This is a genomic window from Serratia sp. JKS000199 (assembly GCF_900215455.1).
Classification (GTDB): Bacteria; Pseudomonadota; Gammaproteobacteria; order Enterobacterales; family Enterobacteriaceae; genus Serratia; species Serratia ureilytica.
Map to the genome: position 1 here is coordinate 5,055,263 of NZ_LT907843.1, position 22,617 is coordinate 5,077,879.

The following is a 22,617-nucleotide window of genomic DNA, read 5'->3' on the forward strand; positions in this document are numbered from 1 at the left end:
ATGGTTAAGGTGTATGCACCGGCCTCGATCGGCAACGTCAGCGTCGGTTTCGACGTGCTGGGCGCGGCGGTTTCGCCGATCGACGGCACGCTGCTGGGCGACTGTGTCAGCGTCGAAGCCGCCGAGACGTTCAGTTTGCAGAATGCCGGGCGCTTCGTCAGCAAGCTGCCGGCCGAGCCGAAAGAGAACATCGTTTATCAATGCTGGGAGCGCTTCTGCCAGGAGATCGGCCGCGAAGTGCCGGTGGCGATGCGTTTGGAAAAGAACATGCCGATCGGATCGGGGCTGGGTTCCAGCGCCTGTTCGGTGGTCGCCGGGCTGATGGCGATGAACGAATTCTGCGATCGTCCGTTGGATAAGACGACGCTGCTCGGCCTGATGGGCGAGCTGGAAGGGCGCATTTCCGGCAGCGTGCATTATGACAACGTGGCGCCTTGCTATTTGGGCGGCCTGCAGCTGATGCTGGAAGAAGAAGGCATTATCAGCCAGGAGGTGCCGTGCTTTGACGATTGGCTGTGGGTTATGGCCTATCCGGGCATCAAAGTGTCCACCGCCGAAGCGCGCGCCATTTTACCCGCGCAATACCGTCGTCAGGATTGCATCAGCCATGGCCGCTATCTGGCCGGCTTTATTCACGCCTGCCATACCCGGCAGCCGCAGCTGGCCGCCAAATTGATGCAGGACGTGATCGCCGAACCGTACCGCACCCGGCTGCTGCCGGGCTTCGCCGAAGCGCGCAAGGCGGCGCAGGAGATCGGCGCGTTGGCCTGCGGCATCTCCGGCTCTGGCCCGACGCTGTTCGCCGTCTGCAACGACGGCGCCACCGCGCAACGCATGGCCGCCTGGCTGCAACAACACTATCTGCAAAACGACGAAGGTTTTGTTCATATTTGCCGTCTGGATACCGCAGGCGCTCGACTACTGGGATAACGCATGAAACTGTACAACCTTAAGGATCACAACGAGCAGGTCAGCTTCGCGCAGGCGATCAAACAAGGCCTGGGCAAGCAACAGGGGCTGTTCTTCCCGCTGGAGCTGCCGGAGTTCGAACTGACCGAAATCGACAACCTGCTGGAGCAGGATTTTGTCACCCGCAGCAGCCGCATTCTGTCGGCCTTTATCGGCGAAGAGGTGCCGGAAGCGGCGCTGAAGAAACGCGTGCAGGCCGCCTTTGAGTTCCCGGCGCCGGTGGCGAAAGTGACCGATGACGTCTCCTGCCTGGAGCTGTTCCACGGCCCGACGCTGGCGTTCAAAGACTTCGGCGGCCGCTTTATGGCGCAGATGCTGGCGGAAGTGGCCGGCGAGCAGCCGGTGACCATTCTGACCGCCACCTCCGGCGACACCGGCGCCGCCGTGGCGCACGCCTTCTACGGCCTGAAAAATGTGCGGGTGGTGATCCTGTATCCGCAGGGCAAAATCAGCCCGCTGCAGGAAAAGCTGTTCTGCACCCTGGGCGGCAACATTCACACCGTGGCGATCGACGGTGACTTCGATGCTTGTCAGGCGCTGGTGAAGCAGGCGTTCGACGATCAGGAATTGAAAGACGCGCTGCACCTGAACTCGGCCAACTCGATTAACATCAGCCGTTTGCTGGCGCAGATTTGCTACTACTTCGAAGCGGTGGCGCAGCTGCCGCAGGAAGCGCGCAATCAGCTGGTGATTTCGGTGCCGAGCGGCAACTTCGGCGATCTGACCGCCGGGCTGCTGGCCAAATCGCTGGGCCTGCCGGTGAAGCGCTTCATCGCCGCCACCAACGCCAACGACACCGTGCCGCGCTTCCTGACCAGCGGCCAGTGGCAGCCGCACGCTACGGTCGCGACGCTGTCCAACGCCATGGACGTCAGCCAGCCGAACAACTGGCCGCGCGTGGAAGAGCTGTTCCGTCGCAAGGTCTGGCAGTTGAAGGAGCTGGGTCACGCGGCGGTCAGCGACGAGACCACCAAAGACACGATGCGTGAGCTGGCCGAGCTGGGCTATATCTCCGAACCGCACGCGGCCATTGCCTACCGCGCGCTGCGTGACCAATTGCAGGAAGGGGAGTTCGGCCTGTTCCTCGGCACCGCGCATCCGGCCAAGTTTAAAGAGAGTGTGGAAGCGATACTCGGCCAGGAACTGCCGTTGCCGAAAGCGCTGGCGCTGCGGGCTGAGCTGCCGCTGCTGTCGCACACGCTGCCGGCCAACTTCGGCGAACTGCGCAAGTTCCTGATGGGGCTGCCTGCCTGAAGTTCGGCAGGCTAAAATGCGAAAAGCCGTCTTGCGACGGCTTTTTTTTATGCCTGCTCCGGGCGTTTGAACACCAGTTCATTGCCTTGCGAGGCGGCTTCGTCGAAGGCGTAGCCTTCCAGGTTGAAGTCCGCCAGCTGCTCGCTGCGCGTCAGGCGGTTTTTGATGATAAAGCGGCTCATCAACCCGCGCGCTTTCTTGGCGTAGAAGCTGATGACCTTGAACTTGCCGTTCTTCTCGTCGAGGAACACCGGTTTGATCAGCGAGCCGTGCAGCTTGGCCGGCTTCACCGCTTTGAAATACTCGTCTGACGCCAGGTTGACCACCACGTCGTCGCCCTGTTGCTCCAGCGCTTCGTTGAGCTTTTTGGTGATCTGATCGCCCCAGAAGCTGTACAGATCTTTGCCCTTCGGGTTTTCCAGCTTGATGCCCATCTCCAGCCGGTACGGCATCATCAGATCGAGCGGGCGCAGTACGCCATACAGGCCGGACAGCATGCGCAGATGCTGCTGGGCGAAGTCGAAATCGGCTTCGTTGAAGTCCTGCGCCTGCAGGCCGGTATATACGTCGCCCTTGAACGCCAGCAACGCCTGACGGGCGTTGTCCGGGGTAAATGTCGGTTGCCATTCGCTAAAGCGCGCGGCGTTCAGCCCGGCCAGCTTGTCGCTGATGCTCATCAGGCTGGCGATTTGCGCCGGCGTCAGCTCGCGGCAAATGTTGATAAGCTGCTTAGACTTGTTCAGCAGTTCGGGCTGCGTGAAGCGTTTTGTCGCCAGCGGGCTGTCGTAATCGAGCGTTTTTGCAGGTGAAATAATAACGAGCATGGCCAGATCCTGTTTATCCAAGTGCGCATACTGTAGCAAAAAGCGCGGGAAAAAGGGGCTATCGGTCCAATAGGCGGGGCGCGCATCGCACGCGCCCCGGAATACTCAGCGCGGCGGCTGCTTGTCGTCCCACACGCCCGGCTCCAGCTGCGATTTCAGCTCCGGGTAACGGTTGGCGTCGAAGGTCGGCAGCTTGCCCAGGCGGCGCTGGCGATGGTAGTCGTCGGCCAGCTTCAGCGCGACCCGCGACAGCAGCAAGATAGCCGTCAGGTTGGTGATCGCCATCAGCGCCATGGAGGTATCCGCCATTTTCCACACCAGCGGCAGCTCCGCCAGCGCGCCGAACATCACCATGCCCAGCGCCACGCAGCGGAAAATCAACAGGCCGCCTGGGTGGTTGTGCTCGAGGAACACCAGGTTGCTCTCGGCATAGGCGTAGTTGGCGATGATCGACGTAAAGGCGAAGAAGAAGATGGCGATGGCGACGAACGGAGTCCCCCAACTGCCGACGGCGGTCGACAGCGCGCGCTGGGTCAGATCGATGCCGCTGATGCTGTCGGTCGGCTGATCGAGAATGCCGGAAGAGAGGATGATCGCCGCGGTGGCGCTGCAGATGACGATGGTGTCGATAAATACCCCGAGCATCTGCACGTAGCCCTGTGAAGCGGGATGCGGCGGATAAGGCGAGGCGGACGCCGCCGCGTTGGGCGCCGATCCCATGCCGGCTTCATTGGAGAACAGGCCGCGCTGCACGCCCTGGGTCATCGCCTGGGAGATACCGTAACCGACGGCGCCGGCCGCGGCTTCCTGCAGGCCGAAGGCGCTTTTGAAGATCAGCGTCAGGATCGCCGGCATGTGCTCGATGTTATGGCCAATCACCCAGAGAGCCAGCAGCAGGTAGGCGCCGGCCATCAGCGGCACCACCAGCTCGGCCACTTTGGCGATGGAGCGGATGCCGCCGAAGATCACCACGCCGCTCAGCAGCACCAGGCCAATACCGACGTGCAGCGGCTGTAAATGGAAGGCGACGGCGGAGGCCTGCGCGATGGAGTTGGCCTGTACGGCGTTGAATACCAGGCCGAAAGCGATGATCAGGAAAATGGAGAACAGCACGCCCATCCAGCGCATGCCGAGTCCTTTTTCCATGTAATAGGCCGGGCCGCCGCGGTAGTTGCCGTTGTCGTCTTTGGTTTTGTAGAGCTGAGCCAGCGAGCTTTCCACAAATGACGTGGCCATGCCGATAAACGCCACCACCCACATCCAGAAGATGGCGCCGGGGCCGCCGGCGGTGAGGGCAATGGCGACGCCGGTCAGGTTGCCGGTGCCGACGCGCGCCGCCAGCGTGGTACACAGCGCCTGGAAAGAGGAGATGCCGGCGCTGTCGCTTTTATTGCTGTTTTTCAACACCGAGAACATGTGGCTGAAGTGGCGGATCTGGATAAAACGGGTGCGCAGCGTGAAGTAAATGCCGGTGCCGAGCAGCAGATAAATCAGCACCGACCCCCACAAAATGTTGTTTATAAAATTCATCAGGTCCGTCAAGGGATCCCTCCTCCTTATCGTAATGTCATGCGCACCTGGCAGCATCCACCGCAGGTGAGAAATATTGGCCTATTTTTTACAAGAGCTTAGCTGGAATCGGTCCGGCGTCAGGCGATTGAGATTTTTCGCAGATTAGCGGACGAATTGCATCAATTTTTTCGAATTTAACATAATTTATTCGGGCGATAGCACGTTATTGCCTTTCCATCCGCTCGGTAATGGCGAAAGATATCGGCGTAAACGGTTGCTCGCCCAAGGATAAAACAGATGCTTGCGCGCCGCGGTTTTCCAGCCTTGCGCCGGGCTTGGCGCATGTTATTATCAGGGCAGGGCATGGTTGAACAATGCCAAAAGTTCATGCACAAACGATGAGATAATGCCAACATGACCGACAAATTAACTTCCCTGCGCCAGCTGACTACAGTGGTTGCAGATACGGGTGATATCGCGGCAATGAAGCTGTATCAACCGCAGGACGCCACAACCAACCCTTCGCTGATCCTCAATGCAGCCCAAATTCCTGAATACCGCAAACTGATTGACGAAGCCATCGCCTGGGCGCGCGGCCAGAGCAGCGATCGCGAGCAGCAGATCGCCGACGCCGCCGACAAGCTGGCGGTCAACATCGGTCTGGAGATCCTCAAACTGGTTCCGGGCCGCATCTCCACCGAGGTTGACGCGCGTCTGTCTTACGACACCGTCGCCAGCGTGGCCAAGGCCAAGCGCCTGATCAAGCTGTACAACGAAGCCGGCATCAGCAACGATCGCATTCTGATCAAACTGGCCTCGACCTGGCAGGGCATCCGCGCGGCGGAGCAGCTGGAGAAAGAAGGCATCAACTGTAACCTGACGCTGCTGTTCTCCTTCGCTCAGGCTCGCGCCTGCGCCGAAGCCGGCGTTTACCTGATTTCGCCGTTCGTCGGCCGTATCCTCGACTGGTACAAAGCCAACGGCGACAAGAAAGAGTTCGCCCCGCACGAAGATCCGGGCGTGATCTCCGTGACCGAAATTTACCAGTACTACAAACAGCACGGTTACAACACCGTGGTGATGGGCGCCAGCTTCCGTAACGTCGGCGAAATCATCGAACTGGCCGGCTGTGACCGCCTGACCATCGCCCCTGCGCTGCTGAAAGAGCTGGCGGAGAGCGAAGGCGCGCTGGAGCGCAAACTGTCTTACACCGGTGAAGTGAAGGCGCGTCCTGCCGCACTGACCGAACCTGAGTTCTACTGGCAGCACAACCAGGATCCGATGGCGGTTGAGAAACTGACCGACGGTATCCGCAAGTTCGCCGTAGACCAGGGCAAACTGGAAAAAATGATCGCCGACCTGCTGTAATTCCCGCAGATCGCGCAGTAAAAAGGTGGCTCAGGCCACCTTTTTTTATGCCTGATGCACCCGCCGGCGGGGGAAGCCCTTATACTCTCGGCAATGACAACAGAACGGGAGACGAACCCGTTCGGACCCCATCAGGCTGTAGAGGTTACGCATGGATATTTTACGTATTGGTTTGGTTTCCGTTTCCGACCGCGCTTCCGGCGGTGTTTATCAGGATAAAGGCATCCCGGCGCTGGAAGAGTGGCTGAGCGGCGCGCTGGCGACGCCGTTCAAGCTGGAAACCCGGCTGATCCCCGATGAGCAGACGCAAATTGAACAGACGCTGTGCGAACTGGTGGACGAAATGGGCTGCCATTTGGTGCTGACCACCGGCGGCACCGGGCCGGCGCGCCGCGACGTCACTCCCGACGCCACGCTGGCGATCGCCGATCGCGTGATGCCCGGCTTCGGCGAGCAAATGCGTCAGATCAGCCTACACTATGTGCCAACGGCAATTCTTTCTCGCCAGGTGGGGGCGATCCGCAAACAGGCGCTGATCATCAACCTGCCCGGCCAACCGAAGTCGATCAAGGAAACGCTGGAAGGGGTAAAGGATGAGCAGGGCAATGCGGTGGTACACGGCATCTTCGCCAGCGTGCCTTATTGCATTCAACTGCTCGACGGGCCTTACGTCGAAACGCACGCCGCGGTGGTAGCAGCATTTCGGCCAAAGAGCGCGCGTCGCGAGATAAACCTCTAAATTTCAGCATTCTGCGAGATCGGCTTCAGCCCGTCTGGTGTGAAAATAATTTGCCGCTATAGTAAGGATTCTTTTACAGAAAGCCTGCGGCTTTTATTTTTACAGCCTTTACCGACGGTGCCCTATGCCTCACGACACTAATCGCCGGCTGAACCGGCAAGACTACAAAACGCTGACGTTGGCCGCGTTGGGCGGCGCGTTGGAGTTTTACGACTTCATTATCTTCGTATTCTTCGCCGCCGTGGTCGGCGACCTGTTCTTCCCGGCGGACATGCCGGAATGGCTGCGGCTGGTGCAAACCTTCGGCATTTTCGCCGCCGGCTATCTGGCCCGCCCGCTGGGCGGCATCGTGATGGCGCACTTCGGCGATCTGGTCGGCCGCAAAAAGATGTTTACCCTGAGCATTCTGCTGATGGCGTTGCCGACGCTGGCGATGGGCCTGCTGCCGACCTACGCCAGCATCGGCATCGCCGCGCCGCTGTTGCTGCTGCTGATGCGCGTGCTGCAGGGGGCGGCGATCGGCGGTGAGGTGCCGGGCGCCTGGGTCTTCGTCGCCGAACACGTGCCGCGCCGGCGCATCGGTTTCGCCTGCGGCACGCTGACCGCCGGGCTGACGGTGGGTATCCTGCTGGGATCGGTGGTGGCGACGGTGATCAACACCACGCTTAGCCCGCAGAGCATTGCCGGCGGCGGCTGGCGCATTCCATTCCTGCTGGGCGGCATGTTCGGCCTGGTGGCGATGTACCTGCGCCGCTGGCTGCAGGAAACGCCGATCTTCATCGAGATGCAGGCGCGCAAAGCGCTGGCCGAGGAGCTGCCGCTGAAATCGGTGGTGCTCAACCACAAACGGGAAGTGGCGGTGTCGATGCTGCTGACCTGGCTGCTCTCCGCCGGTATCGTGGTGGTGATCCTGATGACCCCGACCTATCTGCAAAAACAGTTCGGCATTGCGCCGGCCCTGACGCTGCAGGCCAACAGCATCGCCACCATCATGCTGATCGCCGGCTGCATCGTCGCCGGTTTGTCGGCCGATCGCTTCGGCGCCAGCAAAACGCTGGTGGTCGGCAGTTTGCTGCTGGCCGGCTGCAGCTGGCTGTTCTATCAGACGGTGGGCGTGCGCCCGGAAATGCTGTTCGCCTGCTATGCGCTGGTGGGTTTCAGCGTAGGCGTGGTGGGGGCCGTGCCGTACGTGATGGTGCGGGCTTTCCCGGCGGAAGTGCGGTTTACCGGCATCTCGTTCTCATATAACGTCTCGTACGCTATTTTTGGCGGTTTAACCCCTATTTTTGTGACGCTGATCATGAAATTAACCCCGTTAGCGCCCGCTTACTATGTGCTGGCGCTGTCGCTTATCGGGCTGCTGCTCGGTGTCTACCTGCATCGCGACCTGAACAGCGAAGCCGGCGAGCGGCGAGCCGGTTCCTACAGCTAAAAAAAGCCCTGCATTGCAGGGCTTTTTCGTCAGGGGCGGGCGATTACGCCGTGACCGGCGATGCCGCGACGCGGGCCGAGGCCGGTTCGCCAATCGGCAGCACGGTGCGGCCGTATTGCTCGTTGAGCACTTCGGCCATCGCCAGGTAGATGGCGCTGGCGCCGCAGATGATGCCCTCATAACCGGCGAAGGTCAGCAGCGCGTGGTTGCCGGTGATGTTGCCGACGGCCAGCAGGGCGAACAGCAGCGTCAGGCTGGCGAACACGAACTGCAGCACGCGGTTGGCGCCCAGGGTGCCGAAGAACATGAACAGGGTGAAGACGCCCCACAGCGCCAGATAGATGCCCAGCACGTGCGCCTCGGTGGCTTCCGCCAGGCCCAAACGCGGCAGCAGCAGCAGGCCGACCAGGCTCAGCCAGAAGCTGCCGTAGGCGGTGAATGCGGTCATGCCGAAGGTGTTGCCCTTCTTGTACTCCAGCAGACCGGCCAGGATCTGGGCCAGGCCACCGAAGAAAATCCCCATGCTGATGATGGCGGAGTTCAGTGGGAAAAAGCCCGCGTTGTGCAGGTTCAGCAAGACGGTGGTCATCCCGAAGCCCATCAGGCCGAGAGGGCCGGGATTCGCCAACTTGTTGGTGTGCATAAGTCCTCTGCGATAACAGAAAATTAACGGAAACAGCGAAGTAAAATCATAAATGGTCTGAATGGCCAAAAAATCGAAGTTTTCCATCAGAGCGCGCGCATCATAATGATCCCCGCAGCCGGAAACAATGATCTGAATGACGATAAAAAAAGAAATTTTTTTTGCCTTGCCCCTTGATGCCGAGCTGGATGGCCCCATCTTATTTGCAACCGCAGCTGCTAACCGCGGGTCGCACTGAGATATCGGGCAGTTGAAAAGCAAAAAATCGCCCGCATATAGGTTAGCAACCTGACTGACTTATGAATTTTTTAGTGGAGACGTTTAGATGGGCAAAATTATTGGTATCGACCTGGGTACTACCAACTCTTGCGTAGCAATTATGGATGGTGCCAAGGCACGCGTGCTGGAAAACGCCGAGGGCGACCGCACCACTCCTTCTATTATCGCATATACCCAGGACGGTGAAACTCTGGTTGGCCAGCCGGCTAAGCGTCAGGCAGTGACCAACCCTGAAAACACCCTGTTCGCCATCAAGCGCCTGATCGGCCGCCGCTTCCAGGATGAAGAAGCGCAGCGCGACAAAGCGATCATGCCTTACAAAATCATCGAAGCCGACAACGGCGACGCCTGGCTGGAAGTGAAAGGCCAGAAAATGGCTCCGCCGCAGATCTCTGCGGAAGTGCTGAAGAAAATGAAGAAAACGGCGGAAGATTACCTGGGCGAACCGGTAACTGAAGCGGTTATCACCGTACCGGCTTACTTCAACGACGCCCAGCGTCAGGCGACTAAAGACGCCGGCCGCATCGCGGGTCTGGAAGTCAAGCGCATCATCAACGAACCGACCGCGGCGGCTCTGGCCTACGGCCTGGACAAAGAAGTCGGCAACCGCACCATCGCGGTTTATGACCTGGGCGGCGGTACTTTCGATATCTCCATCATCGAAATCGACGACGTTGACGGCGAAAAAACCTTCGAAGTGCTGGCGACCAACGGTGACACCCACCTGGGCGGCGAAGACTTCGACAGCCGTCTGATCAACTACCTGGTGGAAGAGTTCAAGAAAGATCAGGGCATCGATCTGCGCAACGATCCGCTGGCGATGCAGCGTCTGAAAGAAGCCGCCGAGAAAGCGAAGATCGAACTGTCTTCCGCTCAGCAGACCGACGTTAACCTGCCGTACATCACGGCAGATGCGACCGGTCCAAAACACATGAACATCAAGGTGACTCGCGCCAAACTCGAGTCGCTGGTTGAAGATTTGGTGGCGCGCTCCATCGAGCCGCTGAAAGTGGCGCTGAAAGACGCAGGCCTGTCGGTTTCCGACATCCAGGACGTGATCCTGGTGGGCGGCCAGACCCGTATGCCAATGGTGCAGAAGAAAGTCGCAGACTTCTTCGGCAAAGAGCCGCGTAAAGACGTGAACCCGGACGAAGCGGTTGCCGTGGGCGCTGCGGTACAGGGCGGCGTGTTGGCCGGTGATGTGAAAGACGTTCTGCTGCTGGACGTTACCCCGCTGTCGCTGGGTATCGAAACCATGGGCAGCGTGATGACGCCGCTGATCACCAAAAACACCACGATCCCGACCAAGCACAGCCAGGTGTTCTCTACTGCGGAAGACAACCAGTCTGCGGTCACCATCCACGTGCTGCAGGGTGAGCGTAAGCGCGCCAGCGATAACAAATCTCTGGGCCAGTTCAACCTGGACGGCATCCAGGCGGCACCGCGCGGCATGGCGCAGATCGAAGTCACCTTCGACATCGATGCCGACGGCATTCTGCACGTGTCTGCCAAAGACAAGAACACCGGTCGTGAGCAGAAGATCACCATCAAGGCGTCTTCTGGCCTGAACGAGGACGAAATCCAGAAAATGGTGCGCGACGCCGAGCTGAACGCTGAAGCTGACCGCAAGTTCGAAGAGCTGGTACAGACTCGCAACCAGGCGGATCACCTGATCCACGGCACGCGCAAACAGCTGGAAGAAGCGGGCGACAAACTGCCGGCGGAAGACAAAACGGCGATCGAAGCGGCGCTGAAAGATCTGGAAGCGGCGGTGAAAGGCGAAGATAAAGCCGAGATCGAAGCGAAGACCCAGGCGTTGGTGCAGGTTTCCGGCAAGCTGCTGGAAATGGCTCAGGCGCAGCAGGCTCAGCAGGGTGCTGACGCCGGCGCGGACAACGCGGCGCAGAAAGAAGACGACGTGGTTGACGCCGAGTTCGAAGAAGTTAAAGACAAAAAATAATCGCCCTTAAGCGGGCACGGGGCGGCCGAGATGCCGCTCCCGGAAACCAGCACGGGCGTCGAGGCAACTCTGCGCCCGTGCACGCATGTTAAGGGTAAGCGAAAGAATGGCGAAGAAAGACTATTACGAGATTCTCGGCGTCAGCAAGACGGCGGATGAACGTGAGATCAAAAAGGCGTACAAACGCCTGGCGATGAAATACCATCCTGACCGCAACCAGGAACAAGACGCCGAAACCAAGTTTAAAGAAGTTAAAGAAGCTTACGAAGTCCTGACCGACGACCAGAAACGCGCGGCTTACGATCAGTACGGGCACGCGGCCTTTGAACAGGGCGGCATGGGCGGCGGCGGCTTTGGCGGCGGCGCCGACTTCAGCGATATCTTTGGCGACGTGTTTGGCGACATCTTTGGCGGAGGCCGCCGTCAGCGCGCCAGCCGCGGTTCCGATCTGCGCTATAACATGGAGCTGACCCTCGAGGAAGCGGTACGTGGCGTCACCAAAGAGATCCGCATCCCGACGCTGGAAGAGTGCGACGTCTGCCACGGCAGCGGCGCCAAGCCGGGCAGTTCGCCGGTCACCTGCCCAACCTGTCATGGTCAGGGCCAGGTGCAGATGCGTCAGGGCTTCTTCACCGTGCAGCAGGCGTGTCCGCATTGCCATGGCCGCGGTCAGATCATCAAAGATCCGTGCAACAAATGCCATGGCCACGGCCGGGTTGAAAAATCCAAAACGCTGTCGGTGAAAATTCCGGCCGGCGTGGATACCGGTGATCGCATCCGCCTGGCGGGTGAAGGCGAAGCCGGCGAGCACGGCGCACCGGCGGGCGATCTGTACGTTCAGGTGCAGGTGAAGGCGCACCCGATCTTCGAGCGTGAAGGCAACAACCTGTACTGCGAAGTGCCGATCAACTTTGCCATGGCGGCGCTGGGCGGCGAGATTGAAGTGCCGACGCTGGATGGCCGGGTGAAACTGAAGGTGCCTTCGGAGACCCAAACCGGCAAGCTGTTCCGCATGCGCGGCAAGGGTGTGAAATCGGTGCGCGGCGGCAGCCAGGGCGACCTGCTGTGTCGCGTGGTGGTGGAAACCCCGGTCAATCTGAACGACAAGCAGAAGCAGCTGTTGCGTGAGCTGGAAGAGAGCCTGGGCGGCCCGTCCGGCGACAAGAACAGCCCGCGTTCGAAGAGCTTCTTCGACGGGGTGAAAAAGTTCTTTGACGATCTGACTCGCTAACCTTCTGTTTCTGTTAGCTTATGCGCGAACCCCGGGCTTCTGTCCCGGGGTTTTTATTTGCGCGCCAAACCGCTAATCCCTTATATAAATGTGACTTATTCGTGCTTTTAATCGGTTTTTTCGAGCTGTTTAGCATTTATAAACTTATTTTTTCGAATTAAAACGCCCTCTATACTCACTTCATGACTGTGCTTCGCAGGGCGCTACGCCTTGCTCAGATTTGGAGAGACGTATTGTGACCAACATCATTCGTCAATTTTTACGTCAGGAAGCCGCGGGCGGCATCATCCTGATCGCGGCGGCGATCGTCGCCCTGATCATGGCCAACAGCCCGGCGCAGGGGATCTACCAGGCATTCCTTAACCTGCCGGTGATGGTGAAGGTAGCTTCGCTGGAGATCGCCAAGCCGCTGCTGCTGTGGATCAACGACGGGCTGATGGCCATCTTCTTCCTGGTGGTGGGGCTCGAGGTCAAGCGCGAGCTGATGCAAGGCTCACTGTCCGGGCGTGACAAGGCGGTGTTTCCGGCGATCGCCGCACTGGGCGGCATGCTGGCGCCGGCGCTGATTTACCTGTTGTTCAACGGCGCGGATGAAGTTACCCGCCAGGGTTGGGCGATCCCGGCCGCGACCGATATCGCCTTCGCGTTGGGCGTGATGGCGTTGCTGGGCAACCGCGTGCCGACCAGCCTGAAAGTGTTCCTGTTGGCGCTGGCGATCATCGACGACCTGGGCGTGATCATCATCATCGCGCTGTTCTACACCCACGAAGTGTCGATGATCGCGCTGGGGGTGGCGGCCGCGGCGACGGTGCTGCTGGCGGTGATGAACTGGCGTGGCGTGGGCAAAACTTCGCTGTACATGATGGTCGGCCTGGTGTTGTGGGTGGCGATCCTCAAGTCTGGGGTGCACGCGACGCTGGCCGGGGTGATCGTCGGCTTTATGATCCCGCTGAACGTCAAGAAGGGGCCATCGCCGTCGGAAACGCTGGAGCATGAGCTGCACCCGTGGGTGGCGTTCATGATCCTGCCGCTGTTCGCTTTCGCCAACGCCGGGGTCTCTCTGCAGGGCGTATCGCTGGAGGGATTGACCTCGCTGCTGCCGGTTGGGATTGCGGCCGGTCTGTTTATCGGCAAGCCGCTGGGGATTTTCCTCTTCAGCCTGCTGGCGGTGAAAATGGGCATTGCCCGCTTGCCTGAGGGGATCGGCTTCAAACAGGTGTTTGCCGTTTCGGTGCTCTGTGGTATTGGTTTTACCATGTCGATTTTCATCGCCTCGCTGGCGTTCGGCGAGGCCGATGCGGCGCTCAGCACCTATTCCCGTCTGGGGATCCTGTTGGGCTCCACCGCCGCGGCGGTGGCGGGGTACGGATTACTGCGTCTGGCGTTGCCGCGCGTGCGTTAATCCTGTCAGTGCCCGGCAGGGGCGCACAATAAAATGGCTGGTCGGAGCTGTGCGGTATAAAATATGTGCAGCTTCGGCCGTTCTTCGTTGGGACTAATGGGGCTATACGTTGTCTGAAGCAGGGAAAGGAAGTTTGTCGCTCGTCACGGCACACCGTTTGCCGCTGCGAAACGTTGTTAAGGAGAGCCGCTCGTGAGGATGTCGCATATCAACTTTAATCACCTTTACTATTTCTGGCAGGTCTGCAAGGCCGGTTCCGTGGTCGGCGCCGCTGAAGCGTTGTTCCTGACGCCGCAGACCATCACCGGCCAGATCAAAGCGCTGGAAGAGCGGTTGGACGGCAAGCTGTTCAAGCGCCAGGGGCGCGGGTTGGTGCCTTCGGAGCTGGGGCAGCTGGTGTTCCGCTATGCCGACAAGATGTTCATGCTCAGCCAGGAAATGCTGGATATCGTCAACTACCGCAAAGAGTCCAACCTGTTGTTCGACGTCGGCGTGGCGGATGCGCTGTCGAAGCGGCTGGTCAGCCAGGTATTGGAAACGGCGGTGGTGGTGGACAACGAGCAGATCCACCTGCGTTGTTTTGAATCGACGCACGAGATGCTGCTGGAGCAGCTCAGCCAGCACAAGCTGGATATGATCCTGTCGGATTGCCCGGTGGACTCCAGCCAGCAGGAAGGGCTGTTCTCGCTGAAGCTGGGCGAGTGCGGCATCAGCTTCTTCTGCCGCCAGCCGGCGCCGGAGTTGCCGTTCCCGGCCTGCCTGGAGCAGCGTAAGTTGCTGATCCCCGGCCGCCGCTCGATGCTGGGGCGCAAGCTGCTTAACTGGTTCAATACGCAGGGCATTCAGGTGGAGATCCTGGGCGAGTTCGACGATGCGGCGCTGATGAAGGCCTTCGGCATGTACCACAACGCGATTTTCGTGGCGCCGACGCTGTATGCGCAGGATACCTACAACGATGACAACGTGGTGGAGATTGGGCGCATCGACAGCGTGCAGGAGGAGTATTACATTATCTTCGCCGAGCGCATGATCCAGCATCCGGCGGTGCAACGCGTGTGCAACAAAGACTTCTCGGCGCTGTTTTCCTGTTAGCGTTTCACTGAACGCAGGGCGTAAAAAAACCGGCCTGAGCCGGTTTTTTTATCAAGCAGATAACGAAATGCTTATTGCATTGCGTTGATGCGTGCAGTCAGGTTTGACTTATGACGCGCTGCTTTGTTTTTGTGGATCAGGCCTTTAGCTGCCTGACGGTCCACCAGTGGCTGCATTACCAGGAATGCATTTTGTGCTGCTTCTTTGTCGCCAGCTGCGATAGCTGCGTCTACCTTCTTGATGAAGGTACGCACCATTGAGCGACGGCTTGCGTTATGCTTGCGGCGTTTCTCAGACTGTACGGCGCGTTTCTTAGCTGATTTGATATTAGCCAAGGTCCAACTCCCAAATATATTCTATTGAGGACAATTCAAAGGCCGAGGAATATGCCCTTTTAGCCTTCGTTTGTCAATGGATTTGTGCAAATAAGCGCCGTTTGTACAGGCGGCACTCGCTACGTTGTGATGGCGCAGGATTTTACCAGCTTCGCTCTTGGGAATACAGTGTTTCGCGAGAAAATTCGCCAATGATTTGCCGCGGCGGGCGCAAGCCGTTGGCCGCGGTCGAGAATCGGCCCGGCGGCGCGGGATAAACTGCGGTGAAGCCGTTTCACGCGCAGATTATCTCCGGTATGGTATGTCTATTACATAAAGGCACCAATCGCGGGTTAACCTTACCGGCTGTACAAGGTATAATCCGCCGATTTCCACTGTTTTGAGCCAGCTATGGAGCTAATTCGCGGCATTCACAATATCCGGGCGCGCCACCATGGTTGCGTGCTCACCATCGGCAACTTTGACGGCGTACACCGCGGTCATCAGGCGCTGCTGGAGCAGTTGAAGCAACAAGGGCAACGCCTCGGGCTGCCGGTGATGGTCATGATCTTTGAGCCGCAGCCGCTGGAGATGTTCGCCGCAGACAAGGCGCCGGCCCGTTTGACGCGCCTGCGCGACAAGGCCAACTATCTGGCGCAGGCGGGCGTTGATTACCTGCTGTGCGTCAAGTTCGATCCGCGTTTTGCCGCCAACACCGCGCAGGCGTTCGTCGCCGAGCTGCTGGTGGAGAAGCTCGGCGTCAAATTCCTGATGGTGGGGGATGATTTTCGCTTTGGCGCCGGGCGTCAGGGCGATTTTCCGCTATTGCAGCAGGCCGGAAAAGAGTACGGCTTCGACGTGGTCAGCACCCCGACCTTCCGCGAAGGCGACCGGCGCATCAGCAGTACGGCGATCCGCACTGCGCTGAGCGAGGACGATCTGCCGCTGGCGGAGACCCTGTTGGGCCACCCGTACAGCATCTCCGGGCGCGTGGTGCACGGCGATGAGCTGGGCCGCACCATCGGCTTCCCGACCGCCAACCTGCCGCTCAAGCGCCTGGTGGCGCCGGTGAAAGGGGTGTATGCGGTGGAGGTGTACGGCCTGGGGCCGCAGCCGCTGCCGGGCGTGGCCAACATCGGCACGCGCCCGACCGTCGCCGGCGTGCGCCAGCAGCTGGAAGTGCATCTGCTGGATGTCACAATGGATCTTTACGGGCGCCATATTGAGGTGGTGCTCCGCGCAAAATTGCGCAATGAACAACGGTTTGCTTCGCTCGATGCCCTGAAGCAGCAAATCGCCAATGATGTGGTGACGGCCCGGAAGTTCTTCGGGTTAAAAACACTGGTTTAATCGTTTACCCTAAACAATTCGAGTTGCATCGCGGCGGCAACCGCGCGAACCCCGATGAGCTTGCACAGGCAAGTGATTCGGGTGAGAAAGGGCGGCCGACAAAGATGCAGCTTGAAGTGTGACGGGTAAATAGCCGAAAACGGAAACGAGAATCTCATGAGTGACTACAAGAATACCCTGAACTTGCCGGAAACAGGGTTCCCGATGCGCGGCGATCTCGCCAAGCGCGAGCCTGGCATGCTGCAACGTTGGTATGAACAGGATCTGTACGGGATTATTCGTACTGCCAAAAAGGGCAAAAAAACCTTCATTTTGCATGACGGCCCTCCGTATGCGAACGGCAGCATTCACATTGGTCACTCGGTTAACAAGATTCTCAAAGACATTATCATCAAGTCGAAAGGGATGGCCGGCTTCGACTCGCCTTATGTGCCGGGTTGGGATTGCCACGGCCTGCCTATCGAACTGAAGGTTGAGCAGCTGTACGGCAAACCGGGCGAGAAGCTGACGGCGGCCGAGTTCCGCCAGAAGTGCCGCGAATACGCGGCCGAGCAGGTTGAAGGCCAGAAGAAGGACTTCATCCGCCTGGGCGTGCTGGGCGACTGGGAGCGTCCATACCTGACCATGGACTTCAAAACCGAAGCCAACATCATCCGCGCGCTGGGCAAGATCATCAGCAACGGCCACCTGCTGAAAGGCGCCAAGCCGGTTCACTGGTGCACCGACTGCGGCTCGTCGCTGGCGGAAGCGGAAGTGGAGTATTACGACAAGACTTCGCCGTCGATCGACGTGTCCTTCCATGCGGCCGACGCGGCTGCCGTGGCGGCCAAGTTCGGCGTGAGCCACTTCAACGGCGCCATTTCGCTGGTTATCTGGACCACCACGCCGTGGACCTTGCCGGCTAACCGCGCGATCTCTCTGCACCCGGACTTCACCTATCAACTGGTGCAGGTTGACGGCCAGTGCCTGATCCTGGCGGCCGAACTGGTGGAAAGCGTGATGAAACGCGCCGGCATCACCGAGTGGACGGTGCTGGGCAGCTGCAAAGGCGCCGATCTGGAGCTGCTGCGCTTCAAACACCCGTTCATGGACTTCGACGTGCCGGCAATCCTCGGCGAGCATGTGACCCTGGACGCCGGTACCGGTGCGGTGCACACAGCGCCGGGTCACGGCCCGGACGACTTCGTGATCGGCCAGAAATACGGCCTGGAAGTGGCCAACCCGGTAGGGCCGAACGGCTGCTACCTGACCGGCACCTACCCGCTGCTGGACGGCAAGTTCGTCTTCAAGGCCAACGATCTGATCGTCGATCTGCTGCGCGAGAAAGGCGCGCTGCTGCACGTCGAGAAGTTCCTGCACAGCTATCCGTGCTGCTGGCGCCACAAGACGCCAATCATCTTCCGCGCCACGCCGCAATGGTTCATCAGCATGGATCAGAAAGGCCTGCGTCAGCAGTCTCTGGAAGAGATCAAGGGCGTGCAGTGGATCCCGGATTGGGGCCAAGCGCGCATCGAAATGATGGTGGCCAACCGCCCGGACTGGTGCATCTCGCGTCAGCGTACCTGGGGCGTGCCGATGTCGCTGTTCGTGCACAAAGAGACCGAGCAGCTGCACCCGCGCACCGTTGAGCTGATGGAAGAAGTGGCCAAGCGCGTTGAGCAAGACGGCATTCAGGCCTGGTGGGATCTGGACGCGGCCGACATACTCGGCGCGGAAGCCGCTGACTACGTGAAAGTGCCGGATACGCTGGACGTGTGGTTCGATTCCGGTTCTACCCACGCCTCCGTTGTCGACGTGCGTCCTGAATTCAACGGCCACGGCGCCGACATGTATCTGGAAGGCTCCGACCAACACCGCGGCTGGTTCATGTCATCGCTGATGATTTCCACCGCGATGAAGGGCAAGGCGCCGTACAAGGAAGTGCTGACCCACGGCTTCACCGTCGACGGCCAGGGCCGCAAGATGTCCAAGTCGATCGGCAACACCGTCAGCCCGCAGGACGTGATGAACAAGCTGGGCGGCGACATTCTGCGTCTGTGGGTGGCGTCGACCGATTACACCGGCGAGATCGCGGTGTCCGACGAGATCCTCAAGCGTTCCGCCGACTCTTACCGCCGCATCCGCAACACCGCGCGCTTCCTGCTGGCCAACCTGAACGGGTTCGAGCCAAGCACCGATTGCGTGGCGCCGGAAGACATGGTGGTGCTGGATCGCTGGGCGGTCGGCCGCGCGCTGGCGGCGCAGCAGGATATCGAGCAGGCTTATGCCAACTATGATTTCCACGAAGTGGTGCAGCGCCTGATGCAGTTCTGTTCGGTCGAGATGGGCTCCTTCTACCTGGATATCATCAAGGATCGTCAGTACACCGCCAAGAGCGACAGCGTCGCCCGCCGCAGCTGCCAGACCGCGCTGTATCACATCGTCGAAGCGCTGGTGCGCTGGATGGCGCCGATCATGTCGTTCACCGCAGACGAGATCTGGGGCTTCATGCCGGGCAAACGCGCGCAGTACGTGTTCACCGAAGAGTGGTACGACGGCCTGTTCGGGCTGGCGGAAGGCGAGCCGATGAACGACGCTTTCTGGGCTGAGCTGCTGAAAGTGCGCGGCGAAGTGAACAAGGTGCTGGAGCAGGCGCGTGCGGACAAACGCCTCGGCGGTTCGCTGGAAGCGGCGGTGACGCTGTATGCCGACAGCGAGTTGGCGGCGCGTCTGAACAGCCTGCAGGATGAGCTGCGCTTTGTGCTGCTGACCTCTGCGGCAAGCGTTGCGCCATTGGCGGAGGCGCCGGCCGACGCGCAGGCCTCCGAGCTGCTGAAAGGGCTGAAGATCGCCTTCAGCACGGCGCCAGGTGAGAAGTGCCCGCGCTGCTGGCATTACACCACCGATATCGGCCTGGTGGCGGAGCATGCAGACATCTGCGGCCGCTGTGTGAGCAACGTCGCCGGTGACGGCGAGAAGCGTAACTTTGCCTGAGAACTTGCGCCTGATGAGTAAACCAATTTGTTCGACCGGCCTGCGTTGGCTGTGGGTTGTAGTGGCGGTGCTGGCGCTGGATTTCGGCAGCAAACAGTGGATCCTCGCTAACTTTACGCTGGGCCAGTCCCAGCCGTTGATCCCGTCGTTCAACCTGTTTTACGCGCGCAACTACGGCGCCGCGTTCAGCTTCCTGGCCGATCATGGCGGTTGGCAACGCTGGTTCTTCGCCGGCATCGCCATCGCCATCGTCGCGGTGCTGCTGGTGATGATGTACCGCAGCGCGGCGCAGCAGAAGCTGAACAACATCGCCTACGCCTTTATCATCGGCGGGGCGTTGGGCAACCTGTTCGATCGCCTGTGGCACGGTTTCGTGGTCGATTTCATCGACTTTTACGTCGGTGACTGGCACTACCCGACCTTCAATCTGGCGGACAGCTTTATCTGCGTGGGCGCGGCGATGATCGTGCTGGAAGGTTTCCTGTCGCCGGCGAACAAAGGCGCAAAGAGCAAAGGTGAGTAATATGACGGCTCAGGTTATCAGTGACAGCGCGGTGCTGGTTCACTTTACGCTGAAACTGGAAGACGGTTCGACCGCCGAATCCACCCGCAGCAGCGGCAAACCGGCGCTGTTCCGCCTGGGTGACGGCAGCCTGTCGGCGCCGCTGGAAGAGCAGCTGCTCGGCCTGCGCGCGGGCGACAAGCGCGCCTTTACCCTGCAGCCGGAAGCGGCGTTCGGCGCGGAGAACCCGGATCTGGTCCAGTTCTTCTCGCGCCGCGACTTCGCGGAAACCGGCGTGCCGGACGTGGGCACCATCATGCTGTTTACCGCGATTGACGGCAGCGAAATGCCGGGCGTGGTGCGCGCGGTGGCGGAAGATTCGATCACCGTCGATTTCAACCATCCGCTGGCGGGCCATCCGGTGACCTTCGACATCGAAGTGCTGGAGATCGACCCGCAGCAGGAGGAGACGCATGCAAATATTGCTGGCTAACCCGCGCGGCTTCTGCGCCGGGGTTGATCGTGCGATCAGCATCGTGGAACGCGCGCTGGAGCTGTATGGCGCGCCGATCTACGTACGGCATGAAGTGGTGCACAACCGCTACGTGGTCGACAGCCTGCGTGAGCGTGGCGCCGTGTTTATCGAAGAGATCGCCGAAGTGCCGGACGGCTCTATCCTGATCTTCTCGGCGCACGGCGTGTCTCAAGCCGTGCGCGCCGAAGCCAAGGCGCGCGATCTGACCATGCTGTTCGACGCCACTTGTCCGCTGGTGACCAAGGTGCATATGGAAGTGGCGCGCGCCAGCCGCCGCGGCACCGAAGCGATTCTGATCGGCCATGCCGGGCACCCGGAGGTGGAAGGCACCATGGGCCAGTACAGCAACCCGCAGGGCGGCATGTACCTGGTCGAATCGCCGGAAGACGTGTGGAAGCTGCAGGTGAAAGACGAAAACAACCTGTGCTTCATGACGCAGACCACGCTGTCGGTTGATGATACCTCGGACGTGATCGATGCGCTGCGTCAGCGCTTCCCGAGCATTATCGGTCCGCGCAAGGATGACATTTGCTACGCCACCACCAACCGTCAGGAAGCGGTGCGTAACCTGGCCGGCGATGCGGACGTGGTGCTGGTGGTGGGGTCGAAGAACTCTTCCAACTCTAACCGTCTGGCCGAACTGGCGCAGCGCGTGGGCAAACCGGCTTATCTGATCGATTCGGCGGCGGATATTCAGGAAAGTTGGCTGAGCGAAGCGCGCAACATCGGCGTCACCGCCGGCGCTTCGGCGCCGGACGTGCTGGTGCAGGAGGTGATCTCTCGCCTGAAAGCGCTGGGCGGTGTCGACGTGCATGAAATCAGCGGGCGTGAAGAGAACATCGTGTTCGAAGTGCCGAAAGAGCTGCGCGTGGACGTCCGGCAGATTGACTGAGGTGCGTGAGTGAATGACAACGGGGAGCTTAGGCTTCCCGTTTTTTTTGGGAATGCCAACGGCATTAAAAATAAAATGCTGAGCATATTCAAATTTTCTGCTAACTAAAGCCAAATTTATTCTGAGTATTTGAAATAGCGGTGGCGTCATTAATTATATAGGCTGAATGAAGTCATTAAATAGAATATCATTAGGCTGCAATCTAAATAGGGCCTGGTGTCGTCAACGTGATTACAATAATTACAATAGTAGTCTTGCAGATGTTTCTTATTTTATTCTTGTCGAATCTGTTCTAGGTCGTTTAATCCTTTCTCCTTTAAATAGAGCTTCATATGCTCCAGCAATCGCCGGACTTTTAATGGCTGGATCTCCCGTCGCGGCATAATGGCATAGCAATTAATTTCCGGTAATCGCCAGTCGGGCAATATTTCAATCAGCTCGCCGCTGCGCAACTCTCGCTCGACGTTGGCGAAGAAATTGCGAATGATGCCTTTGCCGGTCAGCGCCAGCTCCTTCATCGCCATGCCGCTGTTGGTGAACAGTCGCCCGGTCATGCGCATGCGGTGCTCGCCGCCGTCGCGATGGATCAGGCGAACAAACTGCGGATTGCCGAGCGGCGTAAAGGTGACCCAGTGATGTTGCGTCAGCGCCTGTGGCGAATCCGGCACCCCGTAGTTCGCCAGGTAGGCCGGGGAGGCGCACAGCACTTCGCGGCAGCGCGCCAGCCGCGTGGAGACGTAGCTGGAGTCAGCCAGCGCGCCGCCGCGTATCGCCAGATCGATGCGTTGCGCGATGAGGTCTATTCTCTCATCGTGGATTTCCAACCGCAGCGTGATGCGCGGGTGTTCGTCGAGGAAGCTCTGCAGCGCCGGCACCAGATAATGGGTGGCGAATTCGGTCGAGGTGGCGACGCGCAGTTCACCGACCAGCTCGCCGCGCAGCGCGGCGATCCGCTGTTGCCCGCGCTCGGCGGCGTGGATCATCAGCAGACAATCTTCATAAAAGCACAATCCGGCTTCGGTCAGGCTCAATGAGCGCGTCGATCGCAACAGTAATTGAATACCCAGATGTTCCTCCAGCTGGCGAATATGCTGGCTGACGGCCGATGTCGTCATGCCCAATTCTTTTGCCGCCATGCTGAATGCGCCACAATCGACCACTTTTGAGAAAATGGCCATGCGTTTTAAAATATTGCTCATAGTTTGTTAAGCACAACTTAACCTAGATTGTGAGTTATACGGGCTAATAATATAGCACCATCTTTCCTATATTGCCTGAAGCATATAAACGCCGGGCTGATTATTATTTTGCATGCGCTTTATCTCTTTTTGATAAATCTTATTGCG

At 59.5% G+C, this 22,617-nt stretch carries 19 protein-coding genes; 14 read left to right on the forward strand and 5 right to left on the reverse strand.

What is annotated here, in order from left to right; genetic code table 11:
- On the forward strand, positions 1-930 hold the full coding sequence (thrB, locus tag CPH57_RS23945; RefSeq protein ID WP_004932993.1) for a homoserine kinase: 930 nt from the start codon (positions 1-3) through the stop codon (positions 928-930).
- A gap of 3 nt (positions 931-933) precedes the next feature.
- Positions 934-2,223, forward strand: coding sequence for a threonine synthase (gene thrC / locus CPH57_RS23950; protein WP_096242801.1), 1,290 nt, complete (start codon positions 934-936; stop codon positions 2,221-2,223).
- 47 nt (positions 2,224-2,270) lie between these two features.
- Here thrC and yaaA read toward each other — a convergent pair whose 3' ends face one another.
- Together yaaA and CPH57_RS23960 are read right to left on the reverse strand one after the other, a co-directional pair.
- Positions 2,271-3,047 (reverse strand): peroxide stress protein YaaA, encoded by a 777-nt coding sequence (yaaA, locus tag CPH57_RS23955; RefSeq protein WP_033641813.1) that lies wholly within the window; start codon positions 3,045-3,047, stop codon positions 2,271-2,273.
- Between the two features lie 105 nt (positions 3,048-3,152).
- Positions 3,153-4,589: a sodium:alanine symporter family protein gene (locus CPH57_RS23960; RefSeq protein WP_096242802.1), complete on the reverse strand. Its 1,437-nt coding sequence runs from the start codon at positions 4,587-4,589 to the stop codon at positions 3,153-3,155.
- Positions 4,590-4,973: 384 nt separating this feature from the next.
- Between CPH57_RS23960 and tal the strand changes: the two genes are divergently transcribed.
- The 3 genes from tal (at position 4,974) to CPH57_RS23975 (ending at position 8,098) form a co-directional block, all read left to right on the forward strand.
- Complete coding sequence (gene tal / locus CPH57_RS23965) at positions 4,974-5,927, forward strand: transaldolase (RefSeq protein ID WP_004932982.1); 954 nt, start codon at positions 4,974-4,976, stop codon at positions 5,925-5,927.
- Positions 5,928-6,078: 151 nt separating this feature from the next.
- Positions 6,079-6,666, forward strand: coding sequence for a molybdopterin adenylyltransferase (mog, locus tag CPH57_RS23970; RefSeq protein WP_004932980.1), 588 nt, complete (start codon positions 6,079-6,081; stop codon positions 6,664-6,666).
- A gap of 124 nt (positions 6,667-6,790) precedes the next feature.
- Complete coding sequence (locus CPH57_RS23975; RefSeq protein ID WP_033641814.1) at positions 6,791-8,098, forward strand: MFS transporter; 1,308 nt, start codon at positions 6,791-6,793, stop codon at positions 8,096-8,098.
- A 43-nt stretch (positions 8,099-8,141) separates the two neighbouring features.
- On the opposite strand, the gene satP is transcribed toward CPH57_RS23975, so the two are convergent.
- Positions 8,142-8,741: an acetate uptake transporter gene (gene satP, locus CPH57_RS23980; RefSeq protein ID WP_033644189.1), complete on the reverse strand. Its 600-nt coding sequence runs from the start codon at positions 8,739-8,741 to the stop codon at positions 8,142-8,144.
- Between the two features lie 325 nt (positions 8,742-9,066).
- Here satP and dnaK point away from each other — a divergent pair, with 325 nt between their 5' ends.
- The 4 genes from dnaK to nhaR all read left to right on the forward strand — a co-directional run bounded on the left by dnaK (position 9,067) and on the right by nhaR (position 14,705).
- Positions 9,067-10,980 (forward strand): molecular chaperone DnaK, encoded by a 1,914-nt coding sequence (dnaK, locus tag CPH57_RS23985; RefSeq protein WP_033641815.1) that lies wholly within the window; start codon positions 9,067-9,069, stop codon positions 10,978-10,980.
- A 106-nt stretch (positions 10,981-11,086) separates the two neighbouring features.
- Positions 11,087-12,211, forward strand: a complete 1,125-nt coding sequence (gene dnaJ, locus CPH57_RS23990) for a molecular chaperone DnaJ (protein WP_004932969.1) — start codon at positions 11,087-11,089, stop codon at positions 12,209-12,211.
- 235 nt (positions 12,212-12,446) lie between these two features.
- The gene (gene nhaA, locus CPH57_RS23995; RefSeq protein WP_033651695.1) at positions 12,447-13,613 is read left to right on the forward strand and encodes a Na+/H+ antiporter NhaA; all 1,167 of its coding nucleotides are present in this window, start codon (positions 12,447-12,449) and stop codon (positions 13,611-13,613) included.
- 192 nt (positions 13,614-13,805) lie between these two features.
- On the forward strand, positions 13,806-14,705 hold the full coding sequence (nhaR, locus tag CPH57_RS24000) for a transcriptional activator NhaR (RefSeq protein WP_004932962.1): 900 nt from the start codon (positions 13,806-13,808) through the stop codon (positions 14,703-14,705).
- Positions 14,706-14,776: 71 nt separating this feature from the next.
- Here nhaR and rpsT read toward each other — a convergent pair whose 3' ends face one another.
- On the reverse strand, positions 14,777-15,040 hold the full coding sequence (gene rpsT, locus CPH57_RS24005; RefSeq protein ID WP_004932960.1) for a 30S ribosomal protein S20: 264 nt from the start codon (positions 15,038-15,040) through the stop codon (positions 14,777-14,779).
- A 390-nt stretch (positions 15,041-15,430) separates the two neighbouring features.
- Here rpsT and ribF point away from each other — a divergent pair, with 390 nt between their 5' ends.
- From ribF to ispH, 5 genes are all read left to right on the forward strand, one after another.
- The gene (gene ribF / locus CPH57_RS24010; RefSeq protein WP_033641817.1) at positions 15,431-16,369 is read left to right on the forward strand and encodes a bifunctional riboflavin kinase/FAD synthetase; all 939 of its coding nucleotides are present in this window, start codon (positions 15,431-15,433) and stop codon (positions 16,367-16,369) included.
- A 156-nt stretch (positions 16,370-16,525) separates the two neighbouring features.
- Positions 16,526-19,342, forward strand: coding sequence for an isoleucine--tRNA ligase (ileS, locus tag CPH57_RS24015; protein WP_096242803.1), 2,817 nt, complete (start codon positions 16,526-16,528; stop codon positions 19,340-19,342).
- 13 nt (positions 19,343-19,355) lie between these two features.
- Entirely contained in the window at positions 19,356-19,865 is a 510-nt protein-coding gene (lspA, locus tag CPH57_RS24020) for a signal peptidase II (protein ID WP_025301524.1), read from the forward strand.
- Between the two features lies 1 nt (position 19,866).
- Positions 19,867-20,337 carry an FKBP-type peptidyl-prolyl cis-trans isomerase gene (gene fkpB / locus CPH57_RS24025; RefSeq protein ID WP_016929135.1) on the forward strand — a complete coding sequence of 157 codons (471 nt, stop codon included), beginning with the start codon at positions 19,867-19,869 and terminating at the stop codon, positions 20,335-20,337.
- The gene (gene ispH / locus CPH57_RS24030) at positions 20,318-21,271 is read left to right on the forward strand and encodes a 4-hydroxy-3-methylbut-2-enyl diphosphate reductase (RefSeq protein ID WP_033641819.1); all 954 of its coding nucleotides are present in this window, start codon (positions 20,318-20,320) and stop codon (positions 21,269-21,271) included. The genes fkpB and ispH overlap by 20 nt, the downstream gene beginning before the upstream one ends.
- Positions 21,272-21,543: 272 nt before the next feature.
- On the opposite strand, the gene CPH57_RS24035 is transcribed toward ispH, so the two are convergent.
- Positions 21,544-22,470: a LysR family transcriptional regulator gene (locus CPH57_RS24035; protein WP_033641820.1), complete on the reverse strand. Its 927-nt coding sequence runs from the start codon at positions 22,468-22,470 to the stop codon at positions 21,544-21,546.
- Between the last annotated feature and the right edge of the window lie 147 nt (positions 22,471-22,617).